Below are 25,983 nucleotides of genomic sequence, written 5' to 3' on the forward strand. Positions count from 1 at the left end.
CTTTTAGCACACTGTTGAGTTCTCAAGAAACGGACGCGACCACCATCACCCGAAACCCTTTAACAGGTCCCGCACTCCGGGGCGTTTCACCGTTTTGTTTTTTTGTTTTTCTTTTGCCCTGCTGGTCTTAATTCTTCCCGACCGGCTCTTCCGTGTCAAATCCGCCCCACCGGGACCTAATTTGACCCGAAACCCGCCAACCGACAGGAATTCGACCACCCCGTTTCCGGGGCAACCCCTCTAACTTACCCGAACCCCCAGCCCGACGCAAAACCACCGAACCAGAAAGATCGAAAAGCACGAGAAGCCACCGGCAACAAGCCCGCACACGCAAGACAACCACCGAAGTGATCGAAGAGAAGTGCGCCGAACCGCGCCGACACCAGAAGATTACCAGGGTCCGGCACCGCCATGACCCGACTCGAAACGAACGCCTGGAGCCCCGGATGTATTCCGCCACCTCGCGCCCGGGGCAGGTGGGCTCGCGAGTCGCCGGCCACGGCTCCCTTGTCCCCCAGCCCGGTTATCCACAGGCCTCGGTGAGGAGGCTGGGCGGGACCATGGCGAACATAGACTTTGGCGGGTGAGCGACATGCCGCCTGTGGCGAAGAAGGTTCCCCTGGAGCGCGCGCATCACGGTGACACCGTGGTCGACGAGTATGCGTGGCTGCTCAAGAAGGACGACCCCGACACGATCGCGTACCTGGAGGCGGAGAACGCCTACACCCAGGAGATGACCGGTCACCTGCAGGACCTCCAGGAGAGCATCTTCAAGGAGATCAAGGGCAGGACGCTGGAGACCGACCTGTCGGTGCCCACCCGCAAGGGCGCCTGGTGGTACTACTCGCGGACCGAAGAGGGCAAGCAGTACGGCATCCAGTGCCGCGTGGCCGCCGACGGCGACAGCCCGCCGCAACTGGAGCCGGGCACGTCTCTCCCGGGCGAGCAGGTGATTCTGGACGGCAACCAGCTCGCCGGCGACAGCCCCTTCTTCTCCATGGGCACCAGCTCGATCAGCCCCGACGGCACGAGGCTCGCCTACTCGACCGACTTCTCCGGAGACGAGCGCTTCACTCTCCGGTTCAAGGACCTGGAGACGGGCGAACTGCTCCCGGACGAGATTCCGGGGGTCTTCTACGGCGGCGCCTGGTCGGCCGACGGCTCCACGTTCTTCTACACGACGGTGGACGAGGCGTGGCGTCCGTACCGGATTCACCGGCACACGCTCGGCTCGACCGATGACGTCGTCGTTCACCAGGAGGACGACGAGCGCTTCTGGGTCGGCATCGGGTTGACTCGCAGCCAGCGCTATCTGGTGCTGACCTCGGGTAGCAAGATCACCAGCGAGGTCCGGGTTCTCGACGCGGGCACCCCTGAAGGCGAGTTCGCAGTCGTGCGGCCCCGGCAGAGCGGCGTGGAGTACGGGCTGGAGCACGCGGGCGACCGCTTCCTCATCCTCCACAACGACGGCGCGGTGAACTTCGAGCTCGCCACCGCCCCCATCGACGATCCGGGGAGCTGGACTCCGCTGATCGCGCACCGGGACGACACGCGCCTGCTCGACGTGGACGCGTTCAAGGACTACATCAGCGTCCACTTCCGCCGTGACGGTCTCACGGGTGTCCGGATCCTGCCGGGCGACGGCGGCGAGCCGTACGAGATCTCCTTCCCCGAGCCGCTGTACGACGTCGCGCCGACCGGCAACGCGGAGTTCGAGACCGGCCGGCTGCGTCTCAGCTACACGTCCATGGTCACTCCGCCGTCGGTGTACGACTACGACCTGCGCTCGCGCGAGCTGATCCTGCTCAAACAGAGGGCGGTCCTCGGCGGTTACGACCCGGCCGACTACGAGCAGTTCCGCGAGTGGGCCACCGCCCCGGACGGCACCAGGGTCCCGATCTCGATCGTGGTCCGGAAGGACACGAACCGGCCCGCTCCCACCCTGCTTTACGGCTACGGCAGCTACGAGTCGTCCATCGACCCCTACTTCTCGGTGGCCCGGCTCTCGCTGCTGGACCGCGGGTTCGTGTTCGCGATCGCCCACGTGCGCGGGGGCGGCGAGATGGGCCGCCGGTGGTACGAGGACGGCAAGCTGACCAGGAAGAAGAACAGCTTCACCGACTTCGTGGCGTCCGCGCGGCACCTGAAGGCCGGGGGATGGTCCGGCGAGATCATCGCCAGGGGCGGTTCGGCCGGTGGTCTGCTCGTGGGCGCGGTCGCCAACCTGGCGCCGGAGGAGTTCGCGGGGATCGTCGCCGAGGTCCCGTTCGTGGACGCGCTGAACACGATCCTCGACCCGTCGCTGCCGCTCACGGTGACCGAGTGGGACGAGTGGGGCGACCCGCTGCACGACCCCGAGGTCTACGCGTACATGAAGACCTACTCGCCCTACGAGAACGTCGACGGCCGGCCATACCCGCCGATCCTGGCGACCACCAGCCTCAACGACACGCGGGTGCTCTACCACGAGCCGGCCAAGTGGATGGCCCGGCTCCGCGCCGTCGCGCAGGGCGGCCCGTTCCTGTTGAAGACCGAGATGGGCGCAGGACACGGAGGCCGCAGCGGCCGTTACGACGCCTGGCGTGAGGAGGCGTTCGCGCTCTCCTGGATCCTCGACCGAGTTGGAGTGACCGAGTGAGCTACGTGGCTGCCGAGGGCCGATACGGGCGCATGCCGTACAACCGGACCGGACGGAGCGGGCTGAGGCTGCCCGCGGTGTCCCTCGGGCTGTGGCACAACTTCGGCGACGACAAGCCGATCGAAACGCAGCGGGCCATCCTCCGCCGAGCCTTCGACCGCGGGGTCACCCACTTCGACCTCGCCAACAACTACGGCCCGCCGTACGGGTCCGCGGAGATCAACTTCGGGCACCTCTACCAGCAGGACTTCGCCAGGTACCGTGACGAGCTGGTGATCTCCACCAAGGCGGGGTACGACATGTGGCCCGGTCCGTACGGCAACTGGGGATCGCGCAAGTATCTGCTCGCCAGCCTTGACCAGTCGCTGAAGCGGATGGGCCTCGACCACGTGGACATCTTCTACAGCCACCGCTTCGATCCGGAGACGCCCCTGGAGGAGACCATGGGGGCGCTCGCCCACGCGGTCCGCGCGGGCAAGGCGCTCTACGCGGGCATCTCGTCCTACTCCCCGGAGCGGACCCGGCAGGCCGCGGCGATCCTGCGGGACATGGGCACGCCGCTGCTCATCCACCAGCCCTCCTACTCGATGCTCAACCGGTGGATCGAAAGCGGGCTGCTCGACGTGCTGGAGGAGGAGGGCGCCGGCTGTATCGCGTTCTCCCCGCTGGCACAGGGCATGCTGACCAATCGCTATCTGGCCGGCATTCCGAAGGACTCGCGGGCGGCCCAGGGCAAGTCGCTCGATCCGTCCCTGCTGAGGGAGGAGAGCCTGCGCCATGTCCGGCGGCTCGACGAGATCGCCGGGCAACGCGGGCAGTCGCTGGCGCAGATGGCCCTGGCCTGGGCGCTTCGCGATCCGCGGGTGACATCGGTCCTGATCGGCGCGAGCAGCGTCGAGCAACTCGACGACAGCCTCGACGCGATCAACCGGCTCGACTTCACCCAGGACGAGCTGAATGCGATCGACAAGGACGCGGTCGAGTGCGGGATCAATCTCTGGGCCGCTTCCAGCGCGGAATGAGTGCCCACACGCCCCGGCGCACCGGCCGGTGCGCCGGCGTCGCGGCGTGTGGCTCCTGTGCCTGTGCTCCGGCGCACAGGCACCCGGTCCCCACCGCAGGCCGGTCCCACCACGCGGCTCAGAGGGCGTTCTGCCGCTGGAGGTAGGCGAAGGAGGCCCAGCCGGGCAGGACGGGAAGCCAGAACGTCATCAGCCGGAACAGCAGCACGGCCGAGGTGGCGATGGGACCCGGCACCCCGGCGACCTGGAGGCCGAGCGACAGGGCGTACTCCACCGCGCCGAGGCCGCCAGGGGTCGGAGCGGCCGAGCCGATGGCGTTGCCGGCCAGGAACACCACGGCGACGGCCGTGTAGCTGGCCTTGCCGCCGAACGCCTGGACGCACGCCTCAAGGCAGATCACGAAACTAAGAGTGAGCAGCAGCGTTCCGCCCACGGCCTCGACCATCTTCTTGGGTGACTGCACGACGTCGAGCAGCCGCGGGATCACCCCGGAGAACATGGCACGCAGGCGGGTGGTCAGCAAGCGGCGCAGCGGCCCCACGGCCAGCACGATCAGGAAGAGCACCGCGATGCCGAGTAACACGACGAGCAGGCCCCGAGACGGGGTGAGGGACGGAGCGGCCTGCGTTCCGGTGAGGTAGCCGAATAGCAGCAGCAGCATGATGTGCATGGCCAGGCCGATGAGCTGCGAAGCCCCCACACTGGTCACCGCCGCCGCCGGCGGGACGCCTCGTTTCTGCAGGTAGCGGGTGTTGAGGGCGACGCCGCCGACCGCGGCGGGCGCGACGAGCTTCACGAACGACGCGGCGAGCTGGGCCAGGACCGTGCGGCCGAGTGGCAGCGGCTCGGGCACGAACCCACGCAGCATGATCGCCGCCGCGACGTAGCTGAAGGCGCCGGCGACCAGCGCGACGCCGCTCCACGCCCAGTTCGCCGTGGTGATCACACTGATCAGGTTGACCCGGCTGAGCTGAGTGAGCAGCAGGTAGGCGCCGAGCGTGCTGACGAGGATCGTCACCAGCGTCCGGGGACGGAACCGTTCGAGCCGCACCTCCTCGACCTCGACCTGCGGCTTCAGCGCGGTGATCTGCTCGCGGATGGCGGGTAGGAGCTTCCTGTCCCGCCGCGCGGCCGTCCGGGTGTCCCGGCTCAGCGCGATCCGCTGGAGCAGCGGCATCGCCCCGGCCAGCGTGTTCTCCCCCAGGACCTTCGCCGCCGACCCGACGGAGCGCTCGGCTCCCACGCGGGTGCCGAGGTAGGCGAGGAGCTGGGCGATGTCGAGCCGCAGCAGCAGGTCGCCTGCCGCGATCTCGCCGCTTCGGGCGTCCACGAGGTAGACGTTCCGATGGGCGTCGACGTGGATGCTCTCGCCGGTGAGATGACGGTGGGCCAGGCGCTGCGCGTGCAGCAGCCGGACCTGCTCCCACATCCGCTCCAGCAGCTCGTCGTCGAAGTCCTCGTCGAGGAGGTCGCTCACCGGCCGGGTGTCCACGTGCTCGTAGGCGAGCAGCGCGGCCTCGGTGCCGACCTCGCTCGTGCCGAGCAGACGCGGCAGCCGCACCCCGGCGGCCTGCGCGGCGTACGCCATCAGTGCCTCGCGCTCCAGCTCGGCCCGCAGCGAGCGGATGGCCCTGCGCCGGGTCTCGTTGTTGAGCAGGAAACGCCGCCACAGCCGGTAGACGACGCCCGCCACCTGCCGGTCGCGATCGAGCACGGTCACGTCGATCCGCCGCTCGTCGGCGAGGCCGACCAGATAGCGGCGGCTGCCCGAGCTGTCGTCCTCCACCCGCCTGGCGCCGACCGGCGTGAAACCGAGCCTGCGCAGTGCCGCCAGCACGGCGCTGCCGGGCGGCCGGGTGTTCGCGCTGCCGATGCCGTAGAGCGTGCCGAACCCGACGGCGAGGCCGACGACGTACGTCATGATCACGCCGAGCGCGGTGACCTTGGTGGCGGTGAACAGCGCGAACACGTCGAGGGCCAGCGCGACCCACATGAGTGCCCGCCAGTGCGGGCGCCGGCTCATCCGCACGGCCGTGGCGTACGCGATGGCGGGGGTGAGGACGGTGTTGAGCGGCTCAACGTCCCTGCCGCCGGTGAGCAGCTGCACCAGGTCGGCGGGGCCTGCCTCGACCAGCCACTCGTCCAGCGCGTACGACACCAGCAGGGCGAGGATCGCGGCGATCAGCCCCTGGGTGACGCGCATGCCGTCGCGGTGGAAGACCCGCTCGACGGCGAACGCGACCGGGACGATCAGCACGGCGACGCCGCCCAGCAGCCCGGCGGCGGCCGACAGCACCTCGGGGGCGCGGCCGGTGCCCGCCTGGACGTCGGTCTCCAGGCCGTTCAGCGTGCGCTGCAGGGCCAGGGCCATCAGGGTGACGGCGACGAGGGCCAGCAGCGTGAGCAGGAACCGCAGCGCGTCGGAAGGACGGCGGATCCGCTGCGGCAGCAGAGGCTCGACGACGAGGACAGCTCCTTGGCCAGGAGTGTCCAGCGTTAGGTCCTGCTCCTTGATGCCTCTCACCACCAGCGATTCTGTGCGATCTTCGCACTCGGTGTCCACAATTGACGTCCACAATTGACGGCATGCGTATATCCCTGGCCTCGGACAGCCTCGACGGGATCGCGTCGATGCTTGTGACCGAGGTGGAACGGCGCGGCCATTCAGTCACACTCTATGGAGCACTGGCCCCCGGCGACCGTGCCGATTGGGCCTGGTGCTGCTCCGCCGCGGCGAGGGACGTCGCGGAGGGCCGCGCGGACCAGGCCGTGGTCTGTTGCTGGACCGGCACCGGCGCATCCATAGCGGCAAACAAGGTAGCGGGAGTGCGGGCGGCGCTGTGCACCGACGCCGCCACCGCCGCGGGCGCCCGCAAGTGGAACGACGCCAACGCGCTCGCGCTCAGCCTCCGCCTCACCTCCCCGCAGGTTCTGACGGAGATTCTGGACGCCTGGTTCTCGGAAACGCCCAGCACGGACCCCGAGGACGCCGCGAACGTCGCGTACGTGCGGGAAATCCGGTAGAGACCGCCCGTGGGACGGCGGGGAGCGGCGCGCTACCGTCGATGCCATGAGCACGTCGCTACCCGTCCTCGGTGCCTGCCCGCTCGACTGCCCCGACACCTGTTCCTGGGTGGTCACCGTACGCGACGGCGAGGCCGTCGGGTTGCGCGGCAACCACGACCATCCCTACACGCGCGGGGCCCTGTGCGTGAAGGTCAACCGCTACCTGGAGCAGGTGCGGTCGGCCGACCGCGTTCTCCACCCCTTGAAGAGGGTGGGGCCGAAGGGCTCCGGCCGGTTCGAGCGGATCAGCCTGGACCAGGCGCTGTCGGAGATCGCCGCCAAGCTGACGTCGATCGTCGAGGAGCACGGCGGCGAGTCGATCTGGCCCTACCAGGGCACCGGGACGCTCGGCTACGTCCAGGGCGAGTCGGGTCAGGCCGGTCGGCGGTTCTGGAACACCCTCGGCGCGTCCCGGCACGACCTCAACATCTGCGCGCGGGCCGGCAACGACGGGCTGCGGTATGTCAACGGGACTCCCGGCGGCATGGACCCGGAGACGTTCGCGTTGTCGCGGCTCATCCTGCTGTGGGGGACCAACACGCTGACCAGCGGCCACCACATGTGGAAGTTCGTCCAGGACGCCCGCGCCGCCGGGGCGTACGTCGTGGCGATCGACCCCATCCGCACGCGTACGGCCGACCAGGCGGACGAGCACCTGCCGATCCGGCCGGGCACCGACGCGGCGCTCGCCCTCGGCCTGCTGCACGTCGTGCTGGAGGAGGGCACGGAGGACCGCGCGTACATCGAGGAGCACACGACCGGCTGGGACGAGTTCGAGGCCGAGATCCGCAGGCACCCTCCGGCGCTGGTGGCGGAGATCACCGGCCTGCCCGAGGAGCGGATCCGCGCCCTCGGCGTACGGCTCGCGCACACGCGGCCGACCGGCATCCGGGCCACGATGGGCATCCAGCGGCACGCGGGCGGCGGGGCCGCGATGCGGGTGATCGCCTGCATCCCGGGCGTCACCGGCGACTGGCGCCACCCGGGCGGCGGCGTGGCCTACTCCACCTCGGGATACGCCCCCACGGGCCCCGACCCGCGCGACGACCTGCTCCCCCACCCCGTGCGTACGCTCACGATGACGCGGCTGGCCGACGGACTGGACGAGTCGGTCAAGTGCCTGTGGGTCTACGCGGCCAACCCGCTCGGCTCGACCTCGGACCAGAACCGGATCAGGGCGGCGCTGGAGCGGGAGGACCTGTTCACGGTGGTGATGGAGCAGTTCCCGACCGACACCGCCGACTACGCCGATTATGTGCTGCCCGCGACCATGCAGATCGAGCACCTGGACGTGCACCACGGCTACGGGCACATGTACATGGTGTGGAACGAGCCCGCCGTCGAGCCGCCGGGCGAGTGCCTGTCCACGACCGAGACCTTCCGCCGGCTCGCCCGGCTGATGGGCCTGACCGAGCCGTCCCTCTACAACAGCGACCTCGAACTGGCCGGGCAGACGCTCGCCCAGGCGGGGATCCCGCTGGAGGAGTGCCGCAAGCAGGGGTGGGCCCGGCTTCCGGTGGCCGACCCGTTCGTGCCGTTCACCGAGGGCTTCCCGACGCCGAGCGGGCGGCTGGAGTTCGCCTCCGCGAAGGCCGAGGGCGACGGGCTGCCGCGGGTCGCGGGTTACGTCCCCTCACTCACCGCCCGTACGGCTCCCGCCGACCGGCCGCACCCGCTCGTGATGATCACACCGGCCGCGCACACGTTCCTGAACACGCAGTTCGCCAACAACCCGGAGCTGCGCAAGCGGTCGAAGGGCCCGCGGGTGCTGGTCAACCCGGCCGACGCCGCGTCCCGGGGCCTCGTGGACGGGCAGGCCGCCCGGGTCTTCAACGGCAACGGCGAGTTCAGGGCGTACGTGGAGGTCAGCGACCGGGTGGCGCAGGGGGTGGTGGCGGCGCCGAAGGGCCACTGGCCGAAGCTGTCGGACGGCGCCAACCCCAACGCGCTGGTGGACGAGAGGGACGCCGACATGGGCCGGGGAGCGGTCTACCACGACAACTTCGTCGACGTCGCCCCGCTGTCACAGAGCGAGCTTGAACCCCTCGTGTGAGGCGGTGAAGCCGAGCGAGCCGTAGAAGCGGTGGGCCTCGGTGCGGGCCTTGTCGGAGGTGAGCTGCACCAGCGCGCAGCCGCGCTCCCGGGCCCGCTCGACCGCCCACCGCATCATCTCCCGGCCGATCCCCCGGTTGCGGTGCGGCACGGCGACCCTGACCGCCTCGATCTGCGCGCGCTCGCCGCCCCGCCGCGACAGCCCGGGAATGTAGGTGAGCTGCATGGTCCCCACCACGTCGCCGTCCGACTCCACGACGATCAACTCGTTGCGCGGGTCGGCGTCCACCGCCTCGAAGGCGGCGTCGTAGTCCGGCTCCCCGGAGGACGAACGGGCGGCGGTGATCGGGTCCTCGTTGATCATCGCCACGAGGACGGGGACGTCCTCGCGCCGGGCCGTACGGTAGTGCAGATCCATACCGGGGAGCCTAACCGGGGGGTGTCAGGGGCGGCTCAGGGACTTCCCCGATACCGGGGAAACACCCGAAAAGGCACGCTGTAGTCATGAACGAACTGACCCGTATGGACGAGATGTCCTTGGCCGGCGCGGCCCTGCGCGGCGCGCCCTGGCGGGCTGCGGCGACGTCCGGTGGGGCGGTCGCGGCCACGAGCTTCCTGCTGGGCGTCATCCTGCCCGGCCCGGCCGACCTGACCTGGGCCCTGTGCGCGGGGATCACCGTGTTCGCCCTCGTCGCGGCGATCGGCGCGATCTCCAAGCCCGACACCGGCGACCGGGTGACCCGGCAGGCCCGTCTCTGGGCGCTGCGCCACCCCTGGCGCTTCTCGCTCTACCCGGGCCTCGGTGCGGCGGCCCTCATGTACCCGGTGCAGCTCGTGATCGACCACGAGGGCCTCTTCGGCTCGGCCTGGGACGCGCTGTGGGGCGGCGCGCTCGTGCTGCTGATCACCGCCGTGCTCACGTTGTCGATGCGCGGCCGGGCCAAGGGCGTCTGACCCTGGCTAGGCCGCTCGCTCCGCCGCGCTGCGGCAGACGCAGAACTCGTTGCCCTCGGGGTCGAGGAGGGTGACCCAGCCGGCGCCGTCCGGCGTCCGGTGGTCCTCGTACGACGTGGCCCCGAGGGCGAGCAGCCGCTCCACCTCCTGGTCACGGGTGCCGTCACCCGAGGGGACGACGTCGAAGTGCAGACGGTTCTTGACCGTCTTGCCGTCGGGCACCCGGATGAAAAGCAGGTGCGGCGGGCCGCCCGGGCGGTCCAGCACGACCTCGTCGTCCTCCGGCTCGGAGTCGACGAGCGGCCAGCCCAGGGCCTCGCTCCACCACTGGGCCAGCTCGTACGGCTGGGCGCAGTCGATCGTCATCGTGCTGATCTCAATCATGCGCCCAGCCAAGCGCGACACCGGAAAATGTGTCAAGCCGGTTATGTCGCGGTCCGCCGCGGCCGCAGGGACTGGACGAGGCCCACCGCGGACACGACGGCCCAGACCCCCTCCAGCAGCAGGAATCCCCAGTCGTCGTCCGCGTACGCGAGCCACGCGAGCACCGCGGAGCCGACGAGGTTGAGCGTGAGATAGACCTTCGAGCGGTTGTCCAGGACGTTCATCTGGGAGAGCAGGAACGCGCCGAGGATGAGCACGGCGCCGACGATCTGCAGGGCTTGGTCCATGTCCTTCCGCCCACCGTCTTCGCTGGTCCGGGTACGGCGGGCACCTCGTCCGGGAAGACCGCGGATCGCGGCCTTCTCACAACGGGACCATACCTGTTGTGCGTCACCAAACCGCGCGATCTGTGGCGCAGACCATGGATACTGCCGGTTACTCGCGGGTAGCATACGTTTAGAGTTACCGACCAGTACGTTACCCCCGGGTTCGGTTCTAGGAGCGCACACAGATGGGTCACTACAAGAGCAACCTCCGCGACCTGGAGTTCAACCTCTTCGAGGTGTTCGGGCGCAAGGAGATCCTCGGCACCGGCCCGTTCGCCGAGGTGGACGAGGACACCGCGCGAAGCGTGCTGGAAGAGGTGAACCGGCTCGCCACCGGTCCCATCGCCGACTCGTTCGAGGACGCCGACCGCCACCCGCCCGTCTTCGACCCCGCCACCCACAGCGTGACCATGCCGGAGAGCTTCAAGCGCTCCTACCAGGCCTGGGTGGACGCCGAGTGGTGGCGCCTGGAGCTGCAGCCGGAGCTCGGCGGCACACTCGCCCCGCGCAGCCTGGTGTGGGCCATGGCCGAGATGGTGCTCGGCGCCAACCCCGCCGTGTGGATGTTCGCCTGCGGCCCGGCCTTCGCCCACCTGCTGTTCGAGCTCGGCACCCCGGAGCAGAAGCGGTTCGCCGAGATGGCCGTCGAGCGGCGCTGGGGCGCGACCATGGTGCTGACCGAGCCCGACGCCGGCTCCGACGTCGGCGCCGGCCGGACCAAGGCGATCCAGCAGCCCGACGGCACCTGGCACATCGAGGGCGTCAAGCGCTTCATCACCAGCGCCGAGCACGACATGGCCGAGAACATCTTCCACCTCGTGCTCGCCCGGCCCGAGGGGGCCAAGCCCGGCACCAAGGGCCTGTCGATGTTCCTCGTGCCGAAGTACCTGGTGGACGTGGAGACCGGCGAGCTGGGCGAGCGCAACGGCGTGTACGTCACCAACGTCGAGAAGAAGATGGGCCTGAAGGTCTCCACGACCTGCGAGCTCACCCTCGGCGAGAAGCACCCCGCCATCGGTTACCTCGTCGGTGACGCGCACGACGGGATCCGGCAGATGTTCATGGTGATCGAGCACGCCCGCATGATGGTGGGCGCCAAGGCCATCGCCACGCTGTCCACCGGCTATCTCAACGCGCTGGACTACGCGAAGAACCGCCTCCAGGGCGCCGACCTCACCCGCTCGGGCGACAAGACCGCCCCGCGCGTGGCGATCACCCACCACCCCGACGTGCGCCGCGAGCTCATGCTGCAGAAGTCGTACACCGAGGCGATGCGGGCGCTGGTCATCTACACGGCGACGATCCAGGACCAGATCCAGATCGCGGAGTTCGAGGGCCGCCGCGACCAGGCCGCCGAGGCGCTCAACGACCTGCTGCTCCCGCTGGTCAAGGGCGTCGGCTCCGAGCGGTCGTACGAGCTGCTGGCCCGTTCGCTGCAGACGCTCGGCGGCTCGGGCTTCCTGCAGGACTACCCGATCGAGCAGTACATCCGCGACTCGAAGATCGACTCGCTGTACGAGGGCACGACCGCGATCCAGGGCCAGGACCTGTTCTTCCGCAAGGTCCTGAGGAACCAGGGCGCCGCCCTGGGGTCGCTGCTCGGCGAGATCAGGACGTTCGCCGGCTCCGAGGCGGGCAACGGGCGGCTGAAGGTCGAGCGCGGCCTGCTCGACGAGGCGGCCGGTGAGGTCAAGGCCATGGCCGACACGATGGCCGGCTGGGCGATCGCCTCCATGGAGACGCCGCAGGAGGTCTACAAGGTCGGCCTCAACACCACCCGGTTCCTCATGGCTCTGGGCGACCTGGTGCTGGGCTGGCTGCTGCTGCGCCAAGCCGAGATCGCGCTGAACGCCCTTTCCGCCTCGGAGGAGGACAAGGCGTTCTACACGGGCAAGGTCGCGGCGGCCTCGTTCTTCGCCCAGACCGTGCTGCCCCGCCTGGCCGCCGAGCGCCGCGTACTCGCCGCCACCGGCCAGGACATCATGGAGCTGCCCGAAAACTCCTTCTAACCCCGGCCGTGATCTTGGAGTTTGTCGCAGCGACCCGCTCCCGCCTGGGCAAGTACCGTCGGTGATCATGCAGAGTTTCCGTCAGCACCACGCACCACCTGCGAGTTCCATCTGCGTGACCTTTCAATTGCAAGATCACGAATGATGTACGAGCAGGTCGCGGGCGTGCAGCGGGGATCACTGCATGATCACAGACGGTATCGCCCGAGGTCGAAGGCTTACGTGCGACAAACTACAAGATCACGCGGGGAGGTTAGGCGGGCGCGGGCGCGGCGGAGCGGCGTTCGAGGGCGGCCGAGAGGACGGCGAGCACGAGCGCGGAAGCGGCGAGGAGGGCGCCCACCCAGTTGGGCGAGGTGTAGCCCAGGCCCGCCGCGATGACGAGGCCGCCGAGCCAGGAGCTCAGGGCGTTGCCGAGGTTGAAGGCGCCGATGTTGACCGCCGAGGCCAGCGTCGGCGCGCCGTGGGCGAGATCGAGCACGCGCTTCTGCAGCGGCGGCACGGTGGCGAAGCCGAGCGCCCCCACCAAGGCCACGGTCACCGGGGCGAGGATCTTGCTGTGCGCGGTCAGCGTGAAGGCGGCGAGGACGACCGCGAGGGCGCCCAGCGAGACGTACAGCATCGGCATCAGCGCGCGGTCGGCGAACCTTCCCCCGATGAGATTGCCGGCCACCATGCCGAGACCGAAGAGGACCAGCAGCCAGGTCACCGCCCCTTCGGGGTAGCCCGTGACCCGGACCATCATCGGTGCGATGTACGTGATGGCCGCGAAGACGCCGCCGAACCCGAGCACGGTCATGCCCATCGCGAGCAACACCTGGACGTCGCGGAGTGCGGCCACTTCGTGACGCAGGCGCACGCCCTCGGGCCGCGGCATCTCGGGTACGAGCACGACGATGCCGATCAGGCCGACGACGCCGAGCCCGGCGACGATGGCGAAGGTCGTCCGCCAGCCGGCGACCTGGCCGACCAGGGTGCCCAGGGGCACGCCGACGACGTTGGCCACGGTCAGACCGGTGAACATCAGGGCGATCGCGCCGGCCCTCCGGTGCGGGGCGACCAGTTCGGCCGCGACCACGGAGCCGATGCCGAAGAACGCGCCGTGCGCGAGCGAGGCGATCACCCGGCCGGCCAGCATCACCCCGAAGCCCGGCGCGAGGGCCGAGAGCAGGTTGCCGGCGACGAACAGCGCCATCAGCAGCATCAGCACGCGCTTGCGGGACATGACCGTCCCCAGCACGGTCATCGGCGGGGCGCCGACCACCACGCCCAGGGCGTACCCGGTGACGAGCAGACCGACGGTCGGGATGGAGACGCCGAGGTCGGACGCCACCTGCGGGAGCAACCCAGTGATCACGAATTCGGTGGTCCCGATCCCGAAGGCCCCGATGGCGAGGGCTACGAGTGCGAGCGGCATGAACGTCCCCCAGCGATTGCACGAGCGAGTAACACGCGCCGACAATAGTTGCAGGCGCTTAATACTTGCAAGCGCGGGCAATTGCAGGAGTGGAGTATCCTCGACTGAATCACACGCGAACGGAGGGAGAGCCGATGACGGCCACGGATCCTGCCCTCACCGCTCTCGCACAGGGCTGGTGCGCCCTCTCCCTGTTGCACGAGAAGATCGAGGCGCGCATCGAGCGCGCCCTGCAGAGCGAGCACGGCCTTAGCGTGCGGGAGTACTCCTTGCTGGAGACGCTCAGCCGGCAGCACGACGGCCCCGGCGGACACCTGCAGATGAAGCAGGTCGCCGACGCCGTGGTGCTCAGCCAGAGCGCGACGACGCGCCTGGTGACCCGGCTCGAAGAGCGGGGACTGCTCACCCGCTACCTGTGCCCCACCGACCGCCGCGGGATCTACACCGACGTCAGCCCCGCGGGCCTGGCGCTGCTCGCCGAGGCCCGGCCCACGAACGACGCCGCCCTGCGGGAAGCCCTTGACCAGGCAGCCCGGAACCCCCGGCTCGCCCCTCTGGTCGAAGCGGTCGAATCACTGCACGTGCAGGGGTGACCCCGGACGCCGCCGGAGGCACGCCTGCGGGACCCTAGAGGACGTACTGCACCGCCGCGCGGGCGGCGAGGATCGGCGCGATGCACTCGTCGACCACCGCCAGGTGGACCGGGTGGTCACGGTAGACGACGTAGTCCTCGGGGGAGTCGAAATCGGCGACCACGGCGAAGGAGTAGTTGTCCTCGTTGACGCCCGCGTCGTGACCGATCCGGTAGGAGCGCACCTCGGGGATGGCATCCGGCAGCCCGCTCAGCCGCCTTGCCACCTCGGCCCGCTGCTCCTCGGTGGCGTCCTCGGTCCACTGCAGCAGCACGACGTGGCGGAACATGCACTCCCCCTGGGATGAGACGCACGCGGCCGGGCGGCCGCGTTCTTCGCGGCGCCCATCCTCTCATCATCGATGACGGAGGCGTAGGCGCGGTGGGTGTTCAGGCGCCGGCCATCAGCCGGAGCCCGCGTCAATCACCGGGCGGGTGGACCGACCGGCGAGCACTCCGGCCCTGCCACTGCTCCACGACCTGCCGGAACGCCGCGCTCACGAGGGACAGAAGTTCGGCGGAGGACTCGAAGCGGGCGCCCGCCGGGGTCGCGGCCCCGAGGATGTCGGCTCCGCGCTGGGATGCGGCCGCCAGGGCCTCGTTCATCCGCAGGGACGCGAGGATCGACCGGAGCCAGATCTCGTCGTCGATGACATAGCGTTCGCGCCGCGCCCCGGGAACCCGTTCCCGCCTGAGCATCCCCTGCTGTTCGAGGAAGGCGACGGCGTGCGAGATCGAGGCAGGGCTGACGTGAAGCCGCTGGACCAGGTCGGCGGCGGTGAGAGTGCCGGAGTCCGTGACGTACAGGCAGGCCAGCACCCTGGCCTCCATCCGGGGCAGCCCCTGCTGCACGAGAAGGGCGATGAAGGACTCCGTGAAGTTCTGCACCGCCTGGGGGTCACGCCCATGGCCGCCGTCGGAGATCGGCGGCGCCGGTGGCCGAGCCCGCTTGTGCCGTCGCGCGCGGTGCCGCGTGGCCTCGTGCGCCCGCTCCGCCCCGTAATCGTCGGGTCCGCCGTTGCGGGTGACCTCTCGCATGATCGTCGAGGCGGGCCGCCCCAGACGCCGGCCGATCTCTGCGTATCCGAGCCCCTCGGCCAGCCCCGCGGCGATGTGCTGACGGTCCTCGTCGGTGAGTCTGCCTCCGGGCATCGGTGCTCGTCTCCTGTCTGCCGACGTGCGCGGAGCTCGGCGCCCGCGTGCCGCACAGTATGCATTCACTCGGAGGCCATTGCAATGCATGCCTGACCGCTCATTGCGTTCAGCCCCAGAGTCATTGCAATAGACACTCAGACAGCACAGCACAACGGGAGGTACCAACCCTCTTAATGATTGACCAAATAGTGAATGCAATGTAGCGTCGCAGACGTTCAGAGATTCCCGAACACTTGCGGGTGCCGGCGGCAGCGCAGAGGGAGCCTCGATGGCAGATCGACCATGTGTATGAGGAGATTCAGGATGGAAATCGGCGACAGCGGCTTCTCCGCGACCGGGCTGCGCAGGGTGCGCGAGGTCTTGACGCGATATGTCGACTCGGGGCGGATTCCCGGGCTTGTCGCCCTGGTCAGCCGGAGCGGCCGGACACATGTGGAAGCGATCGGGACGATGCGTCATGACGGTGGCGCGCCGATGCGCCGGGACACGATCTTCCGGATGGCCTCGACCTCCAAGCCGGTCTCGGTCGCGGCGGCGATGGTCCTGCTGGACGAGTGCAGGCTGCGATTGGACGACCCGGTGGATCCGTGGCTGCCGGAACTGGCCGGCCGCCGGGTGCTGAAGCGGATCGACGGTCCGCTGGACGACACCGTGCCGGCGCGGCGACCGATCACCGTGCGGGACGTGCTGACCTCCACCTTCGGACTCGGCATGGACATGACCTCGCTGGGCACCCCGATCATGAACGCGGTCTTCGAGCAGGGGCTCACGCCCAACCTGCCGGTGCCGATGCCCGAGCAGGACGAGTGGATGCGCCGCCTCGGCGAGCTCCCGCTGATGTACCAGCCCGGACAGCGCTGGCAGTACCACATCAGCAGCGACCTGCTCGGCGTGCTGGTGTCCAGGGTCACCGGCCAGTCGTTCGAGGAGTTCCTGCGCGAGCGCATCTTCGATCCGCTGGGGATGACCGACACCGGTTTCCACGTGCCCGCCGAAAAGATCGACCGGCTGCCGGCCCTCTACGCCCCCGACCCGCGGACCGGCGAGTTCCTCGTATGGGACGAGGCCAAGGGCGGACGGTGGAGCGAGCCTCCGGCGTTCCAAGGTGGGGGCGGCGGGCTGGTCTCCACCGTCGACGACTACCACGCCTACTTCCGCATGCTGCTCAACGGCGGGACGCACCAGGGGAAGCGCATCCTGTCCCGGCCCGCCGTCGAGCTGATGACCACCAACCGTCTCACGCCCGAGCAGAACGCCGCCCGCACCGCCATGGCCATCGACAACGTCCACATTTCGCACGGCCAAGGACAGCACGGCGGCTGGGGCTTCGGGATGGCGGTGCGCACCTACCGCGGCGACTACGCCCCCGTCGGCCAGTTCGGCTGGGACGGCGGAAGCGGCACCGCGGCCTACGCCGACCCGGCCAACCAGCTCACCGGACTCCTGCTCACCCAGGTCGGCGCGTCCACCCCGGACTCGATGCAGCTCGTCCACGACTTCTGGACCACGCTCTACCAGGCGATCGACGACTGACACCGGGCCCGCGTCCCGGCAGACCCGCCCTCAGCCCCCCTCAGCCCCTCAGCCCCCTCATGCCCGCCCCGAGCCCTTTCCCGGGCATCGGCGGGCCCCTTCCCCCATCCGTACATCAGATGTAAAGGACCACGCGACCATGTCCGTCACCCTCACCGACCAGGACAAGATCACCCTGCGGACCGCCGCCTACGGCGCCGTCTCGCTGCTGGCCGCCGCCGGCGCCACCGGCTCGCCCCACAAGGTCGCCACCCAGGGCTCCATCGCCCTGGCCTCCGCGACCGGCCTCGTCGGGCACGTGCTCGCCGACAAGTCGACGGGTATGGACCTGAGCGGCAAGTCCGTCGCCGAACTCGCCGACCGTGTGCTGCCGGCCCTGACGGCGTCCGTGCACCTGCTCAAGCGGCAGGCGCCGACCGAGGCCGACAACTTCCGCAGCACCGTCCTCGTCGCCGTCGAAGCGGCCGCCCGGGCCCAGAAGGGCGAGCCCGGCCCCACCATGGCCGACATGGCCCGCAAGATCACCGAAGCTCTCGACGCCGCCTGACGGGAGGTCCCCGGGTCCTCCCCGGACCCGGGACGCGGCGACGGCCGGCCCGCCCGCCGATGCCCGGCGTCCGGCCGTCGCCCGCGCTCAGTCAGGTCCTCACAGCCAGTGCCACTCGATGGAGGCCCGTCTGCGCCGGAGCAGCAGCATGAGCGCCTCGGCGACGCGCAGGCGCACGCGGTCGACCGTGAGGACCGCGGCGAACGCCGTCACCGGCACGGCGGTCATGCCGCCGCCCAGGCGGCGGCGTCTCTGACCAGCGGCCCGGCGCGCTTCTCCACCGGCGCCGGCGCGCCGTCCGGATCGACCTCCGGGAGGACACGGCGCACGGTGGTGTCCTCCCGGTCGCTCAGTATGAGGATCACACGCGAACGGTAGAAAGCCGAGCTTGCGCCTCACTGGTTCGGATCTCGCATCCGACTTGAGCGGTCCCCGCTCAGCTCCAGGCGAGCATGCGGAGAGGGTCTTCCAGCATGGCGCCGACGTCACGCAGGACGTACGACCCCAGCTCGCCGTCGACCACGCGGTGGTCGAACGACAACGCCAGGGTGGTGACCTTGCGGACCGCGAGCTGTCCGTCCACCACCCAGGGCATGTCCCTGATCTGGCCCACGGCGAGGATCGCCACCTCCCCGGGGTTGAGGATCGGCGTGCCGGCATCGACGCCGAAGACACCCACGTTGGTGATCGTGATCGTGCCGCCGCTCAGCTCGGCGGGCTGGCACTTGCCGGCCCGCGCCCGCTCGGTGAGCTCGCCCAGTGCTCTGGCGAGCTCGGGCAGCGACATCACGTCGGCGTCCTTGACGTTCGGCACGATCAAGCCGCGATCGGTGGCGGCGGCGATGCCGAGGTTCACGTAGTGCTTGACCACGATCTCCTCGCCGGTCCACGTGGCGTTGGCCATCGGGTGCCGTTTCACCGCGGTGATCAGGGCCTTCGCCACGAGAAGCAGCGGGGAGACCTTGACCTCGGCGAATTCGGGCAGCGTACGCAGCCGCCGGACCGCCTCCATCGTCTCGGTCACGTCGACCTGCAGCCACTCGGTCACGTGCGGGGCCGAGAACGCGCTGGTCACCATCGCCTGCGCGGTCGCCTTCCTGACCCCCTTGACCGGGATGCGCTCCTCCCGCGCCCCGGACTCCCGGCGCGCGGCGGCCGGAACGGGCGCGGGCGCCGCGACCGCGGTCTCCACGTCGGCCCGGGTGATCGATCCCTGGGGGCCGGTGCCGGTGAGGGTCGTCAGGTCGACGCCCAGGTCCTTGGCGAGCTTGCGGACCGGCGGCTTGGCCAGGGCGCGCGCCCGTGTGGACACGGCGGAGCCGTTGTCCTGCGTCGCAGGAACATCTTCCGCGGCACGAACACCTGCGTCGACACCAGCAGAAGCGGCCGGCTTGCGGGGACGGCGGCGGGTGGCGCTCGTCTTGACGCCGTAGCCGACCAGCACCGGCTGGCGCTGCTCCTTCGCCGGAGCGCCGTTGCGCGCGTCCGGCACCATGTCGTCCGCCAGCGCCTCCCGGCCCGCGACGGCGCCACCACCACCCGCGCCGTCACCGCCCGCGCCGTCCTCGACCGCGATGATCGGGGCGCCGACGTCGACGGTCTGACCCTCGCCGGCCATCAGGGCGGAGACGGTGCCCTCGTAGGGGCACGGCAGCTCGACGACGGCCTTGGCCGTCTCGATCTCCACGATCGTCTGGTTGATCTTCACCGAGTCGCCCGGGGCCACGTGCCACCTGACGATCTCGGCCTCGGTCAGCCCCTCGCCCACGTCGGGGAGTCTGAACTCACGGAGCATGAGAAGTCCCTCCCCCTCAGTACGCGAACGAGCGGTCCACGGCGTCGAGCACGCGGTCCAGGTCGGGCAGGTAGTGGTCCTCCAGCCGCGACGGCGGGTAGGGCGTGGAGAACCCGCCGACCCGCAGCACGGGCGCCTCCAGACTGTAGAAGCAGCGCTCGGTGATCCGCGCCGCCAGCTCGGCCCCGAAGCCGGTGAAGACGGGGGCCTCGTGGGCGACGACGCACCGCCCGGTCCGCGTCACGGACTCGGTCAGGACGTCCACGTCGAGAGGGTTGAGCGAGCGCAGGTCGATGACCTCGATGTCCCGCCCGTCCTCCTCCGCCGCCGCGGCGGCCTCCAGGCAGGTCTTCACCATCGGCCCGTACGCGATCAGCGTGATGTCGCGGCCCTGCCGTACGGTGCGGGCGCGGTCGAGCGCCAGGCCGGGGGCGGCGAGGTCGATGTCGGCCTTGTCCCAGTAACGGCGCTTGGGCTCGAAGAAGATGATCGGGTCGTCGCAGCGGACGGCGTCCTGGATCATCGTGTAGGCGTCCACCGGGTTGGAGCACGCCACCACCCGCAGGCCCGCCGTGTGGGTGAAGTACGCCTCGGGCGACTCCGAGTGGTGCTCGACCGCCCCGATGCCGCCGCCAAAGGGGATGCGTACGACGACCGGCAGCTTGAGCGTGCCGAGCGACCGCAGCGGCATCTTGGCCAGCTGGGTGATGATCTGGTCGGCGGCCGGGAACACGAACCCGTCGAACTGGATCTCGCAGACCGGCCGGTAGCCGCGCAGGGCCAGGCCGATCGCCGTCCCGATGATGCCCGACTCGGCGAGCGGCGTGTCGATCACGCGGTCCTCGCCGAAGTCTTTCTGGAGGCCGTCGGTGACGCGGAAGACGCCGCCGAGCTTGCCGACGTCCTCTCCCATCACGAGGACCTTGGGGTCGTCCTCCATCGAGCGGCGGAGGCCCTCGTTCAATGCCTTGGCGAGAGTGAGTGTGGTCATCGTTCGAACCCCGCCAGGTAGGTCAGGTACTGCTCGCGTTCCTCGTCGAGGAGTGCATGGGCTCCGGCGTACACGTGATCAAAGATAGCCCGGGGTGGTGGGTCGGGCAGCGCCAGGCACCGGCTTCGCACGTCCTTGCCGAGCGCGTCGGCCTCGGCGTCGATCTTCTCGAAGAACTCCTGGTCGGCGAGCTGGTTCTTGAACAGGTACGCCTTGACCCGCTCGATGGGGTCCTTCAGCTTCCACGCCTCCAGCTCGTGGGCGAGCCGGTAGCGGGTGGGGTCGTCGGAGGTGGTGTGCGCGCCCATCCGGTAGGTGAACGCCTCGATCAGCGTCGGCCCCTGCCCGTCGCGGGCGTTCTGCAGCGCGCGGCGGGTCGCGGCGAGGCAGGCGAACACGTCGTTGCCGTCCACGCGGATCCCGGGGAAGCCGAAGCCGGACGCCCTCTTGTAGAGCGGGATCTTCGACTGCTTCTCCAGCGGCTCGGAGATGGCCCACTGGTTGTTCTGGCAGAAGAACACGATGGGGGCGTTGAACACCGAGGCCCAGATGAAGGCCTCGTTCACGTCGCCCTGGGAGGTCGCGCCGTCGCCGAAGTAGACGATGGTGGCCGCCTCGGCGCCGTCGCGCTGGATGCCCATGGCGTAGCCGACCGCGTGCAGGGCCTGGGAGCCGATGACGATCGTGTAGAGGTGGAAGTTGTGCTCCGCCGGGTCCCACCCGCCGTTGCTCACGCCGCGGAACAGGCCGAGCAGCTTGACCGGGTCGACGTCGCGGCACCAGGCCACGCCGTGCTCGCGGTAGGTGGGGAAGGCCATGTCGGCGTCCGTGAGCGCCCGGCCTGAGCCGATCTGGGCCGCCTCCTGCCCGAGCAGGGACGCCCAGATGCCGAGCTCTCCCTGTCGCTGGAGCGCGACGGCCTCCAGGTCGACGCGGCGGACGAGGACCAGGTCACGGTAGAGGGAGCGGACCTCCTCGGCGGTCAGCTCGATGTCGTAGTCGGGATGCTCGACCCGCTCCCCTTCCGGGGTGAGCAGTTGGACGAGTTCCGGGGGTGCGTCTACACCACGAGGGGCGTCGGCTGTCACGTGCCACTCCTGTGCGTGTCGGGCCCCCGCGGGTGGGGTCACCCCCGCAGGACGGCCGGGTCGTCGGGCGTACGGCCGCTGGGGTGGGCGACCGGGCGCATATGTGGACATCGTGGCAGAAGTCACGCCCCTTGGCGCAAGGCCCCGCCCGCCCGTCCATACCTCTTCCGATTCCCGGACTGTGAGACGCCACACCCGGGCGCCGCGTCCCGGGAGCGGCGGGACACCCGCCCGGCGCGGCATCCCGGCCCGTCGGGGACGAGCCGGCGAGGCGGCACTAGGCTTGGCCCAAACGGACCCCCGAACGGGCGGACCTCCCCGAATCGGCGGGCCCTCATTCGAATTGGAGGAACATCGTGGCGCGCGTCATCGTCGACGTCATGCTCAAGCCGGAGATCCTCGACCCGCAGGGCCAGGCGATCGCCCGGGCGCTGCCGCGACTCGGCTTCTCCGGGGTCTCCGGGGTGCGGCAGGGCAAGCGGTTCGAGCTGGAGTTGGACGGCCCGGCCGACGAGGCCGCACTTTCGGATGTCCGAAAGATGGCCGAAACCCTGCTCGCGAACACGGTCATCGAGGACTTCACGATCCGCGTCGAGGGGTGAAGTGGCGCATTTCACACCACTGTTTCCGCGGCTTGTCTACCCCTAATCAGGCATCGGTCCGTCTCGAACCCACCTATCCCGTGCGTCCTGAATAACGCGGACGTGATTTTGCGGTTAGCCCTGATTCATCGGGGAAGCCTACCTTGGTGACCTTCGACACCGGGGAGGGGTCCGGTGGATATTGAGTTTTCACTGGCGATGCCACGGGATGCCATCGGCATCCCGATGGTCCGTCGAGTGGTGGGCGACGCGCTGCGGTCTCTCGGGGTGACCGAAGAGTGCGTGTCCGACATACTCCTGGCGACCTCCGAGGCGTGCGCCAACGCGGTGCGCCACGGTGGCCCAGCCAACCGCTACGAGGTCATGGCGACCATAGGCAACGGCCGCTGCGAGCTGCGCGTCGCCGACGAAGGCGAGGGGCTGCACATGATTCCCCGCCAGTACCCGCCGGCGGAGACCGAGAACGGCCGGGGCATTTTGATAATGCGCGCCGTCGTGGACGATCTGTCGTTCGACATCACGCCCGGGCGCGGCACGACCGTGCGCCTGAGCAAGGAACTCGACTGGGACGAGGACTCCATCGCCCGTCACCTCACTCTCGACCGTCATCTCGCCGGGGTCTGAGCACCCCGGCTCCGCACCACGCCGGGCTCGGGGAGCCCGGCGTGACGTGTGATCGGATGTGAGCCTCCGCAGGGGATCCGGTTTGGCGGCTCCGATACCCTGTGGTGTACCGCCACAGACCGCCGTCCGGCCAGATGACGGTGGCGTACGGCTTGGCGGGGACCCTTGGAGGGAAAACTGTCATGAGCGCTGCCCGGGTGGGCGTCGTCACCTTCCCCGGAACACTCGACGACCAGGACGCCGCGCGAGCCGTACGGCTGGCCGGAGCGGAGGCGGTGCCCCTGTGGCACGCCGACCACGACCTCAAGGGAGTCGACGCCGTCTTCCTTCCCGGTGGGTTCTCCTACGGCGACTATCTTCGCTGCGGGGCGATCTCCCGGTTCTCCCCTCTCATGACCGAGCTGATCCCGGCCGCCCGGTCCGGGCTGCCCGTGCTCGGCACCTGCAACGGCTTCCAGATCCTCTGCGAGGCGCACCTGCTGCCGGGCGCGCTGACCCGCAACGAGGGCCTCCACTACATCTGCCGCGACCAGCGCATCCGCGTGGAGAGCACGCGTACGGCGTGGACGGCGGACTTCGCGGACGGCCAGGAGATCGTGCTGCCGATCAAGCACGGCGAGGGCCGTTACGTGGCCGACGCGGAAACACTCGCGGCGCTGGAGAGCGAGGGCCGGGTGGTCTTCCGCTACGCGGGCGGCAACCCCAACGGCTCGCTCAACGACATCGCCGGGATCACCAACGAGGCCGGGAACGTCGTCGGCCTCATGCCCCACCCCGAGCACGCGGTCGAGGACCTGACCGGCGCGCCGAGCGTGGACGGCCGGCACTTCTTCACCTCTATCTTGAAGCGGCTGGTGAACGCGTGATGGGGAGCGGTGAGCGACCTATGAACACCGACAGTGTGAGCCGTGCGCTGGAGACGCCGGACGAGCGCCAGCCGTACGCCGAGCTGGGCATGAAGGACGACGAGTACCAGCGCGTACGCGACATCCTCGGCCGCCGCCCGACCGGCTCCGAGCTGGCGATCTACTCGGTCATGTGGAGCGAGCACTGCTCCTACAAGTCGTCGAAGGTGCACCTGCGGCAGTTCGGGACCAAGGCGCCCGAGTCGGAGGCCCTGCTCGTCGGCATGGGTGAGAACGCCGGCGTGGTCGACATCGGCGACGGCTGGGCCGCCACCTTCAAGATCGAGTCGCACAACCACCCGTCGTACGTCGAGCCGCACCAGGGCGCCGCGACCGGCGTCGGCGGCATCGTGCGCGACATCATGTCGATGGGCGCCCGGCCGGTCGCGGTCATGGACGCGCTGCGCTTCGGCGGGGCCGACCAGCCCGACACGCGCCGGGTGCTGCCCGGGGTGGTCGAGGGCATCAGCCACTACGGCAACTGCCTCGGCCTGCCCAACATCGGCGGGGAGGTCGTCTTCGACCCCTGCTACATCGGCAACCCGCTGGTCAACGCCCTGTGCGTCGGCCTGTTGCGCAAGGACCAGATCAAGCTCGCCACCGCGCCCGGCCCCGGCAACAAGGTCGTGCTCTTCGGCGCCAGGACCGGCGCGGACGGCATCGGCGGCGCCTCGGTGCTGGCCTCGGCCACCTTCGAGGACGAGTCGCAGGCCAAGCGGCCCGCCGTGCAGGTCGGCGACCCGTTCATGGAGAAGCTGCTGATCGAGTGCTGCCTGGAGCTCTACCAGGCGGACGTGGTCGTCGGCATCCAGGACCTCGGCGCGGCCGGGGTGTCCTGCGCCACGACCGAGCTGGCCGCCAAGGGCACCGGCGGCATGGAGGTGAACCTCAACCTCGTCCCGCTGCGCGATCCCACGCTGCGGCCCGAGGAGATCCTCATGAGCGAGTCGCAGGAGCGCATGATGGCGGTCGTCACCCCCGACGACATCCCCGCCTTCATGGCCATCTGCGACAAGTGGGACGTGCCGGCGACCGTGATCGGCGAGGTCACCGACACCGGCAGGCTCGTCATGACGTGGGACGGCGAGGTCATCGTCGACATCCCGCCGGGCACGGCCGCCGACGAGGGCCCGGTCTACGAGCGCCCGTTCCACGAGCCCGCCGGGCAGGCCGCGCTCAACGTCGACGGTCCCGAGCGCCTGCCGAGGCCCGAGGACCTGCGGGAGACCCTGCTCACCCTGCTCGGCTCGCCCAACCTCGGGTCCAAGGAGTGGGTGACCTCCCAGTACGACCGGTATGTCCGGGGCAACACGGTCCTGGCCCAGCCCGCCGACGCCGGCATGCTGCGCATCTCCGAGGTCATGCCGGGCGCGCAGGAGACCACCCGGGGCATCGCGCTCGCCACCGACGGCAACGGCCGCTACGCGAAGCTCGACCCGTACACGGGGGCCCAGCTCGCGCTGGCGGAGGCGTACCGCAACGTGGCGGTGACCGGCGCGACGCCGCTCGCCGTCACCAACTGCCTCAACTTCGGCTCGCCCGAGGACCCCGAGGTCATGTGGCAGTTCTCCGAGGCCGTACGCGGGCTCGCCGACGCCTGCCGGACCCTGGGGGTGCCGGTGACCGGCGGCAACGTGTCGTTCTACAACCAGACGGGCTCGACCGCGATCAACCCGACGCCGGTGATCGGCGTGCTCGGCGTGATCGACGACGTGGCGCAGCGGGTCAGGTCCGGCTTCACGGCCGCGGGCCTGCGGGTCCTCCTGCTGGGCGAGACCCGCGAGGAGTTCGGCGGCTCGGAGTGGGCGCACGTCGTCCACGGCCACCTGGGCGGCCTGCCGCCGCAGGCGGACCTGGAGGCCGAGCGCGGCCTGGCCGCGGTGCTGACCGAGGCGGCGGCCCGCGGGCTGCTGGAGGGCTCCCACGACCTGTCCGACGGCGGCCTCGCGGTCGCCCTGGCGGAGTCGTGCCTGGCTCAGGGCGTCGGCTGCACGGTGACCCTGCCGGGCGAGGACGCCTTCGTCGAGTTGTTCAGCGAGTCGGCCGCGCGGGCGCTGGTGTGCGTGCGGCCCGAGGCGTTCGACGCCTTCGCCGACCTGTGCGTCCGCCACGAGGTGCCCTGCTCCGGGCTCGGCCTCACCGGCGGCTCCGCGCTCACGGTCGAGGGCGTCCTCGACGTCCCGGTGGAGGAGCTTCGCGAGGTGCACACCTCCGCGCTTCCGCGCGTCTTCGGCTGATTCCGAT

At 70.0% G+C, this 25,983-nt stretch carries 25 protein-coding genes and 1 riboswitch; of the genes, 13 read left to right on the plus strand and 12 right to left on the minus strand.

What is annotated here, in order from left to right; all coding sequences use genetic code 11:
- Positions 1-592: 592 nt before the first annotated feature.
- The gene (locus ACGFIB_RS24180) at positions 593-2,638 is read left to right on the plus strand and encodes a S9 family peptidase (RefSeq protein WP_142574660.1); all 2,046 of its coding nucleotides are present in this window, start codon (positions 593-595) and stop codon (positions 2,636-2,638) included.
- The gene (gene mgrA, locus ACGFIB_RS24185) at positions 2,635-3,660 is read left to right on the plus strand and encodes an L-glyceraldehyde 3-phosphate reductase (RefSeq protein WP_393375106.1); all 1,026 of its coding nucleotides are present in this window, start codon (positions 2,635-2,637) and stop codon (positions 3,658-3,660) included. The genes ACGFIB_RS24180 and mgrA overlap by 4 nt, the downstream gene beginning before the upstream one ends.
- A 118-nt stretch (positions 3,661-3,778) precedes the next feature.
- Here the strand turns inward: mgrA and ACGFIB_RS24190 are convergent, their stop codons facing one another.
- Complete coding sequence (locus ACGFIB_RS24190; protein ID WP_229689917.1) at positions 3,779-6,184, minus strand: lysylphosphatidylglycerol synthase transmembrane domain-containing protein; 2,406 nt, start codon at positions 6,182-6,184, stop codon at positions 3,779-3,781.
- A 62-nt stretch (positions 6,185-6,246) separates the two neighbouring features.
- Here ACGFIB_RS24190 and ACGFIB_RS24195 point away from each other — a divergent pair, with 62 nt between their 5' ends.
- A complete protein-coding gene (locus ACGFIB_RS24195; RefSeq protein WP_142574638.1) occupies positions 6,247-6,684 on the plus strand; it encodes an RpiB/LacA/LacB family sugar-phosphate isomerase in 438 nt (145 codons plus the stop codon).
- A 46-nt stretch (positions 6,685-6,730) separates the two neighbouring features.
- The gene (locus ACGFIB_RS24200; protein ID WP_393375110.1) at positions 6,731-8,779 is read left to right on the plus strand and encodes a molybdopterin-containing oxidoreductase family protein; all 2,049 of its coding nucleotides are present in this window, start codon (positions 6,731-6,733) and stop codon (positions 8,777-8,779) included.
- Here the strand turns inward: ACGFIB_RS24200 and ACGFIB_RS24205 are convergent.
- Positions 8,750-9,196, minus strand: a complete 447-nt coding sequence (locus tag ACGFIB_RS24205; protein WP_191054098.1) for a GNAT family N-acetyltransferase — start codon at positions 9,194-9,196, stop codon at positions 8,750-8,752. The two genes, ACGFIB_RS24200 and ACGFIB_RS24205, sit on opposite strands and share 30 nt — an antisense overlap.
- A gap of 86 nt (positions 9,197-9,282) precedes the next feature.
- On the opposite strand from ACGFIB_RS24205, the gene ACGFIB_RS24210 reads away from it, so the two are divergent.
- Positions 9,283-9,732, plus strand: a complete 450-nt coding sequence (locus tag ACGFIB_RS24210; RefSeq protein WP_357265687.1) for a hypothetical protein — start codon at positions 9,283-9,285, stop codon at positions 9,730-9,732.
- A gap of 6 nt (positions 9,733-9,738) precedes the next feature.
- Here the strand turns inward: ACGFIB_RS24210 and ACGFIB_RS24215 are convergent, their stop codons facing one another.
- Positions 9,739-10,116 carry a VOC family protein gene (locus ACGFIB_RS24215; protein ID WP_142574634.1) on the minus strand — a complete coding sequence of 126 codons (378 nt, stop codon included), beginning with the start codon at positions 10,114-10,116 and terminating at the stop codon, positions 9,739-9,741.
- Positions 10,117-10,157: 41 nt separating this feature from the next.
- Positions 10,158-10,403, minus strand: a complete 246-nt coding sequence (locus ACGFIB_RS24220; RefSeq protein ID WP_142574633.1) for a CBU_0592 family membrane protein — start codon at positions 10,401-10,403, stop codon at positions 10,158-10,160.
- 5 nt (positions 10,404-10,408) lie between these two features.
- Positions 10,409-10,480, minus strand: a riboswitch (guanidine-III (ykkC-III) riboswitch).
- 147 nt (positions 10,481-10,627) lie between these two features.
- Here ACGFIB_RS24220 and ACGFIB_RS24225 point away from each other — a divergent pair.
- A complete protein-coding gene (locus tag ACGFIB_RS24225; RefSeq protein ID WP_393375114.1) occupies positions 10,628-12,451 on the plus strand; it encodes an acyl-CoA dehydrogenase in 1,824 nt (607 codons plus the stop codon).
- Between the two features lie 253 nt (positions 12,452-12,704).
- On the opposite strand, the gene ACGFIB_RS24230 is transcribed toward ACGFIB_RS24225, so the two are convergent.
- A complete protein-coding gene (locus ACGFIB_RS24230; RefSeq protein ID WP_393375117.1) occupies positions 12,705-13,868 on the minus strand; it encodes an MFS transporter in 1,164 nt (387 codons plus the stop codon).
- Positions 13,869-14,002: 134 nt separating this feature from the next.
- On the opposite strand from ACGFIB_RS24230, the gene ACGFIB_RS24235 reads away from it, so the two are divergent.
- Complete coding sequence (locus tag ACGFIB_RS24235; RefSeq protein ID WP_357248677.1) at positions 14,003-14,461, plus strand: MarR family winged helix-turn-helix transcriptional regulator; 459 nt, start codon at positions 14,003-14,005, stop codon at positions 14,459-14,461.
- A 34-nt stretch (positions 14,462-14,495) separates the two neighbouring features.
- On the opposite strand, the gene ACGFIB_RS24240 is transcribed toward ACGFIB_RS24235, so the two are convergent.
- Positions 14,496-14,789 carry a Dabb family protein gene (locus ACGFIB_RS24240; RefSeq protein ID WP_076438757.1) on the minus strand — a complete coding sequence of 98 codons (294 nt, stop codon included), beginning with the start codon at positions 14,787-14,789 and terminating at the stop codon, positions 14,496-14,498.
- Between the two features lie 130 nt (positions 14,790-14,919).
- Entirely contained in the window at positions 14,920-15,651 is a 732-nt protein-coding gene (locus tag ACGFIB_RS24245; RefSeq protein ID WP_393375120.1) for a GbsR/MarR family transcriptional regulator, read from the minus strand.
- Positions 15,652-15,957: 306 nt separating this feature from the next.
- Between ACGFIB_RS24245 and ACGFIB_RS24250 the strand changes: the two genes are divergently transcribed.
- The gene (locus ACGFIB_RS24250) at positions 15,958-17,187 is read left to right on the plus strand and encodes a serine hydrolase domain-containing protein (RefSeq protein WP_357265689.1); all 1,230 of its coding nucleotides are present in this window, start codon (positions 15,958-15,960) and stop codon (positions 17,185-17,187) included.
- Between the two features lie 139 nt (positions 17,188-17,326).
- A complete protein-coding gene (locus ACGFIB_RS24255) occupies positions 17,327-17,734 on the plus strand; it encodes a hypothetical protein (protein ID WP_357265691.1) in 408 nt (135 codons plus the stop codon).
- Between the two features lie 99 nt (positions 17,735-17,833).
- Here ACGFIB_RS24255 and ACGFIB_RS24260 read toward each other — a convergent pair whose 3' ends face one another.
- The 5 genes from ACGFIB_RS24260 to pdhA form a co-directional block, all read right to left on the minus strand.
- Positions 17,834-17,962: a hypothetical protein gene (locus ACGFIB_RS24260; RefSeq protein ID WP_357248689.1), complete on the minus strand. Its 129-nt coding sequence runs from the start codon at positions 17,960-17,962 to the stop codon at positions 17,834-17,836.
- Positions 17,959-18,099, minus strand: coding sequence for a hypothetical protein (locus ACGFIB_RS24265; protein WP_357265693.1), 141 nt, complete (start codon positions 18,097-18,099; stop codon positions 17,959-17,961). The genes ACGFIB_RS24260 and ACGFIB_RS24265 overlap by 4 nt, the downstream gene beginning before the upstream one ends.
- Before the next feature lie 71 nt (positions 18,100-18,170).
- The gene (locus tag ACGFIB_RS24270; protein WP_357265695.1) at positions 18,171-19,529 is read right to left on the minus strand and encodes a dihydrolipoamide acetyltransferase family protein; all 1,359 of its coding nucleotides are present in this window, start codon (positions 19,527-19,529) and stop codon (positions 18,171-18,173) included.
- A gap of 16 nt (positions 19,530-19,545) precedes the next feature.
- Entirely contained in the window at positions 19,546-20,520 is a 975-nt protein-coding gene (locus ACGFIB_RS24275; protein ID WP_142574623.1) for an alpha-ketoacid dehydrogenase subunit beta, read from the minus strand.
- The gene (gene pdhA / locus ACGFIB_RS24280; protein ID WP_229689916.1) at positions 20,517-21,608 is read right to left on the minus strand and encodes a pyruvate dehydrogenase (acetyl-transferring) E1 component subunit alpha; all 1,092 of its coding nucleotides are present in this window, start codon (positions 21,606-21,608) and stop codon (positions 20,517-20,519) included. The genes ACGFIB_RS24275 and pdhA overlap by 4 nt, the downstream gene beginning before the upstream one ends.
- Before the next feature lie 356 nt (positions 21,609-21,964).
- On the opposite strand from pdhA, the gene purS reads away from it, so the two are divergent.
- The 4 genes from purS (at position 21,965) to purL (ending at position 25,976) form a co-directional block, all read left to right on the plus strand.
- The gene (gene purS / locus ACGFIB_RS24285) at positions 21,965-22,210 is read left to right on the plus strand and encodes a phosphoribosylformylglycinamidine synthase subunit PurS (protein WP_142561095.1); all 246 of its coding nucleotides are present in this window, start codon (positions 21,965-21,967) and stop codon (positions 22,208-22,210) included.
- A 225-nt stretch (positions 22,211-22,435) separates the two neighbouring features.
- Complete coding sequence (locus ACGFIB_RS24290; RefSeq protein ID WP_229689915.1) at positions 22,436-22,834, plus strand: ATP-binding protein; 399 nt, start codon at positions 22,436-22,438, stop codon at positions 22,832-22,834.
- 182 nt (positions 22,835-23,016) lie between these two features.
- Complete coding sequence (purQ, locus tag ACGFIB_RS24295; RefSeq protein WP_142574619.1) at positions 23,017-23,700, plus strand: phosphoribosylformylglycinamidine synthase subunit PurQ; 684 nt, start codon at positions 23,017-23,019, stop codon at positions 23,698-23,700.
- A complete protein-coding gene (gene purL / locus ACGFIB_RS24300) occupies positions 23,700-25,976 on the plus strand; it encodes a phosphoribosylformylglycinamidine synthase subunit PurL (RefSeq protein WP_393375621.1) in 2,277 nt (758 codons plus the stop codon). The genes purQ and purL overlap by 1 nt, the downstream gene beginning before the upstream one ends.
- Positions 25,977-25,983 lie beyond the last annotated feature (7 nt).

Source organism: Microbispora bryophytorum (genome assembly GCF_043197435.1).
Taxonomy (GTDB): Bacteria; Actinomycetota; Actinomycetes; order Streptosporangiales; family Streptosporangiaceae; genus Microbispora; species Microbispora bryophytorum.

Bases quoted from the DNA above. Each gene is read 5' to 3' on its own strand.
- ACGFIB_RS24180 (WP_142574660.1), top strand. From the start codon at position 593: ATGCCGCCTGTGGCGAAGAAGGTTCCCCTGGAGCGCGCGCATCACGGT.
- ACGFIB_RS24195 (WP_142574638.1), top strand. From the start codon at position 6,247: ATGCGTATATCCCTGGCCTCGGACAGCCTCGACGGGATCGCGTCGATG.
- ACGFIB_RS24200 (WP_393375110.1), top strand. From the start codon at position 6,731: ATGAGCACGTCGCTACCCGTCCTCGGTGCCTGCCCGCTCGACTGCCCC.
- ACGFIB_RS24205 (WP_191054098.1), bottom strand. From the start codon at position 9,196: ATGGATCTGCACTACCGTACGGCCCGGCGCGAGGACGTCCCCGTCCTC.
- ACGFIB_RS24210 (WP_357265687.1), top strand. From the start codon at position 9,283: ATGAACGAACTGACCCGTATGGACGAGATGTCCTTGGCCGGCGCGGCC.
- ACGFIB_RS24215 (WP_142574634.1), bottom strand. From the start codon at position 10,116: ATGATTGAGATCAGCACGATGACGATCGACTGCGCCCAGCCGTACGAG.
- ACGFIB_RS24220 (WP_142574633.1), bottom strand. From the start codon at position 10,403: ATGGACCAAGCCCTGCAGATCGTCGGCGCCGTGCTCATCCTCGGCGCG.
- ACGFIB_RS24225 (WP_393375114.1), top strand. From the start codon at position 10,628: ATGGGTCACTACAAGAGCAACCTCCGCGACCTGGAGTTCAACCTCTTC.
- ACGFIB_RS24230 (WP_393375117.1), bottom strand. From the start codon at position 13,868: ATGCCGCTCGCACTCGTAGCCCTCGCCATCGGGGCCTTCGGGATCGGG.
- ACGFIB_RS24235 (WP_357248677.1), top strand. From the start codon at position 14,003: ATGACGGCCACGGATCCTGCCCTCACCGCTCTCGCACAGGGCTGGTGC.
- ACGFIB_RS24240 (WP_076438757.1), bottom strand. From the start codon at position 14,789: ATGTTCCGCCACGTCGTGCTGCTGCAGTGGACCGAGGACGCCACCGAG.
- ACGFIB_RS24245 (WP_393375120.1), bottom strand. From the start codon at position 15,651: ATGCCCGGAGGCAGACTCACCGACGAGGACCGTCAGCACATCGCCGCG.
- ACGFIB_RS24250 (WP_357265689.1), top strand. From the start codon at position 15,958: ATGGAAATCGGCGACAGCGGCTTCTCCGCGACCGGGCTGCGCAGGGTG.
- ACGFIB_RS24255 (WP_357265691.1), top strand. From the start codon at position 17,327: ATGTCCGTCACCCTCACCGACCAGGACAAGATCACCCTGCGGACCGCC.
- ACGFIB_RS24260 (WP_357248689.1), bottom strand. From the start codon at position 17,962: ATGACCGCCGTGCCGGTGACGGCGTTCGCCGCGGTCCTCACGGTCGAC.
- ACGFIB_RS24270 (WP_357265695.1), bottom strand. From the start codon at position 19,529: ATGCTCCGTGAGTTCAGACTCCCCGACGTGGGCGAGGGGCTGACCGAG.
- ACGFIB_RS24275 (WP_142574623.1), bottom strand. From the start codon at position 20,520: ATGACCACACTCACTCTCGCCAAGGCATTGAACGAGGGCCTCCGCCGC.
- ACGFIB_RS24290 (WP_229689915.1), top strand. From the start codon at position 22,436: ATGGTCCGTCGAGTGGTGGGCGACGCGCTGCGGTCTCTCGGGGTGACC.
- purQ (WP_142574619.1), top strand. From the start codon at position 23,017: ATGAGCGCTGCCCGGGTGGGCGTCGTCACCTTCCCCGGAACACTCGAC.
- purL (WP_393375621.1), top strand. From the start codon at position 23,700: ATGGGGAGCGGTGAGCGACCTATGAACACCGACAGTGTGAGCCGTGCG.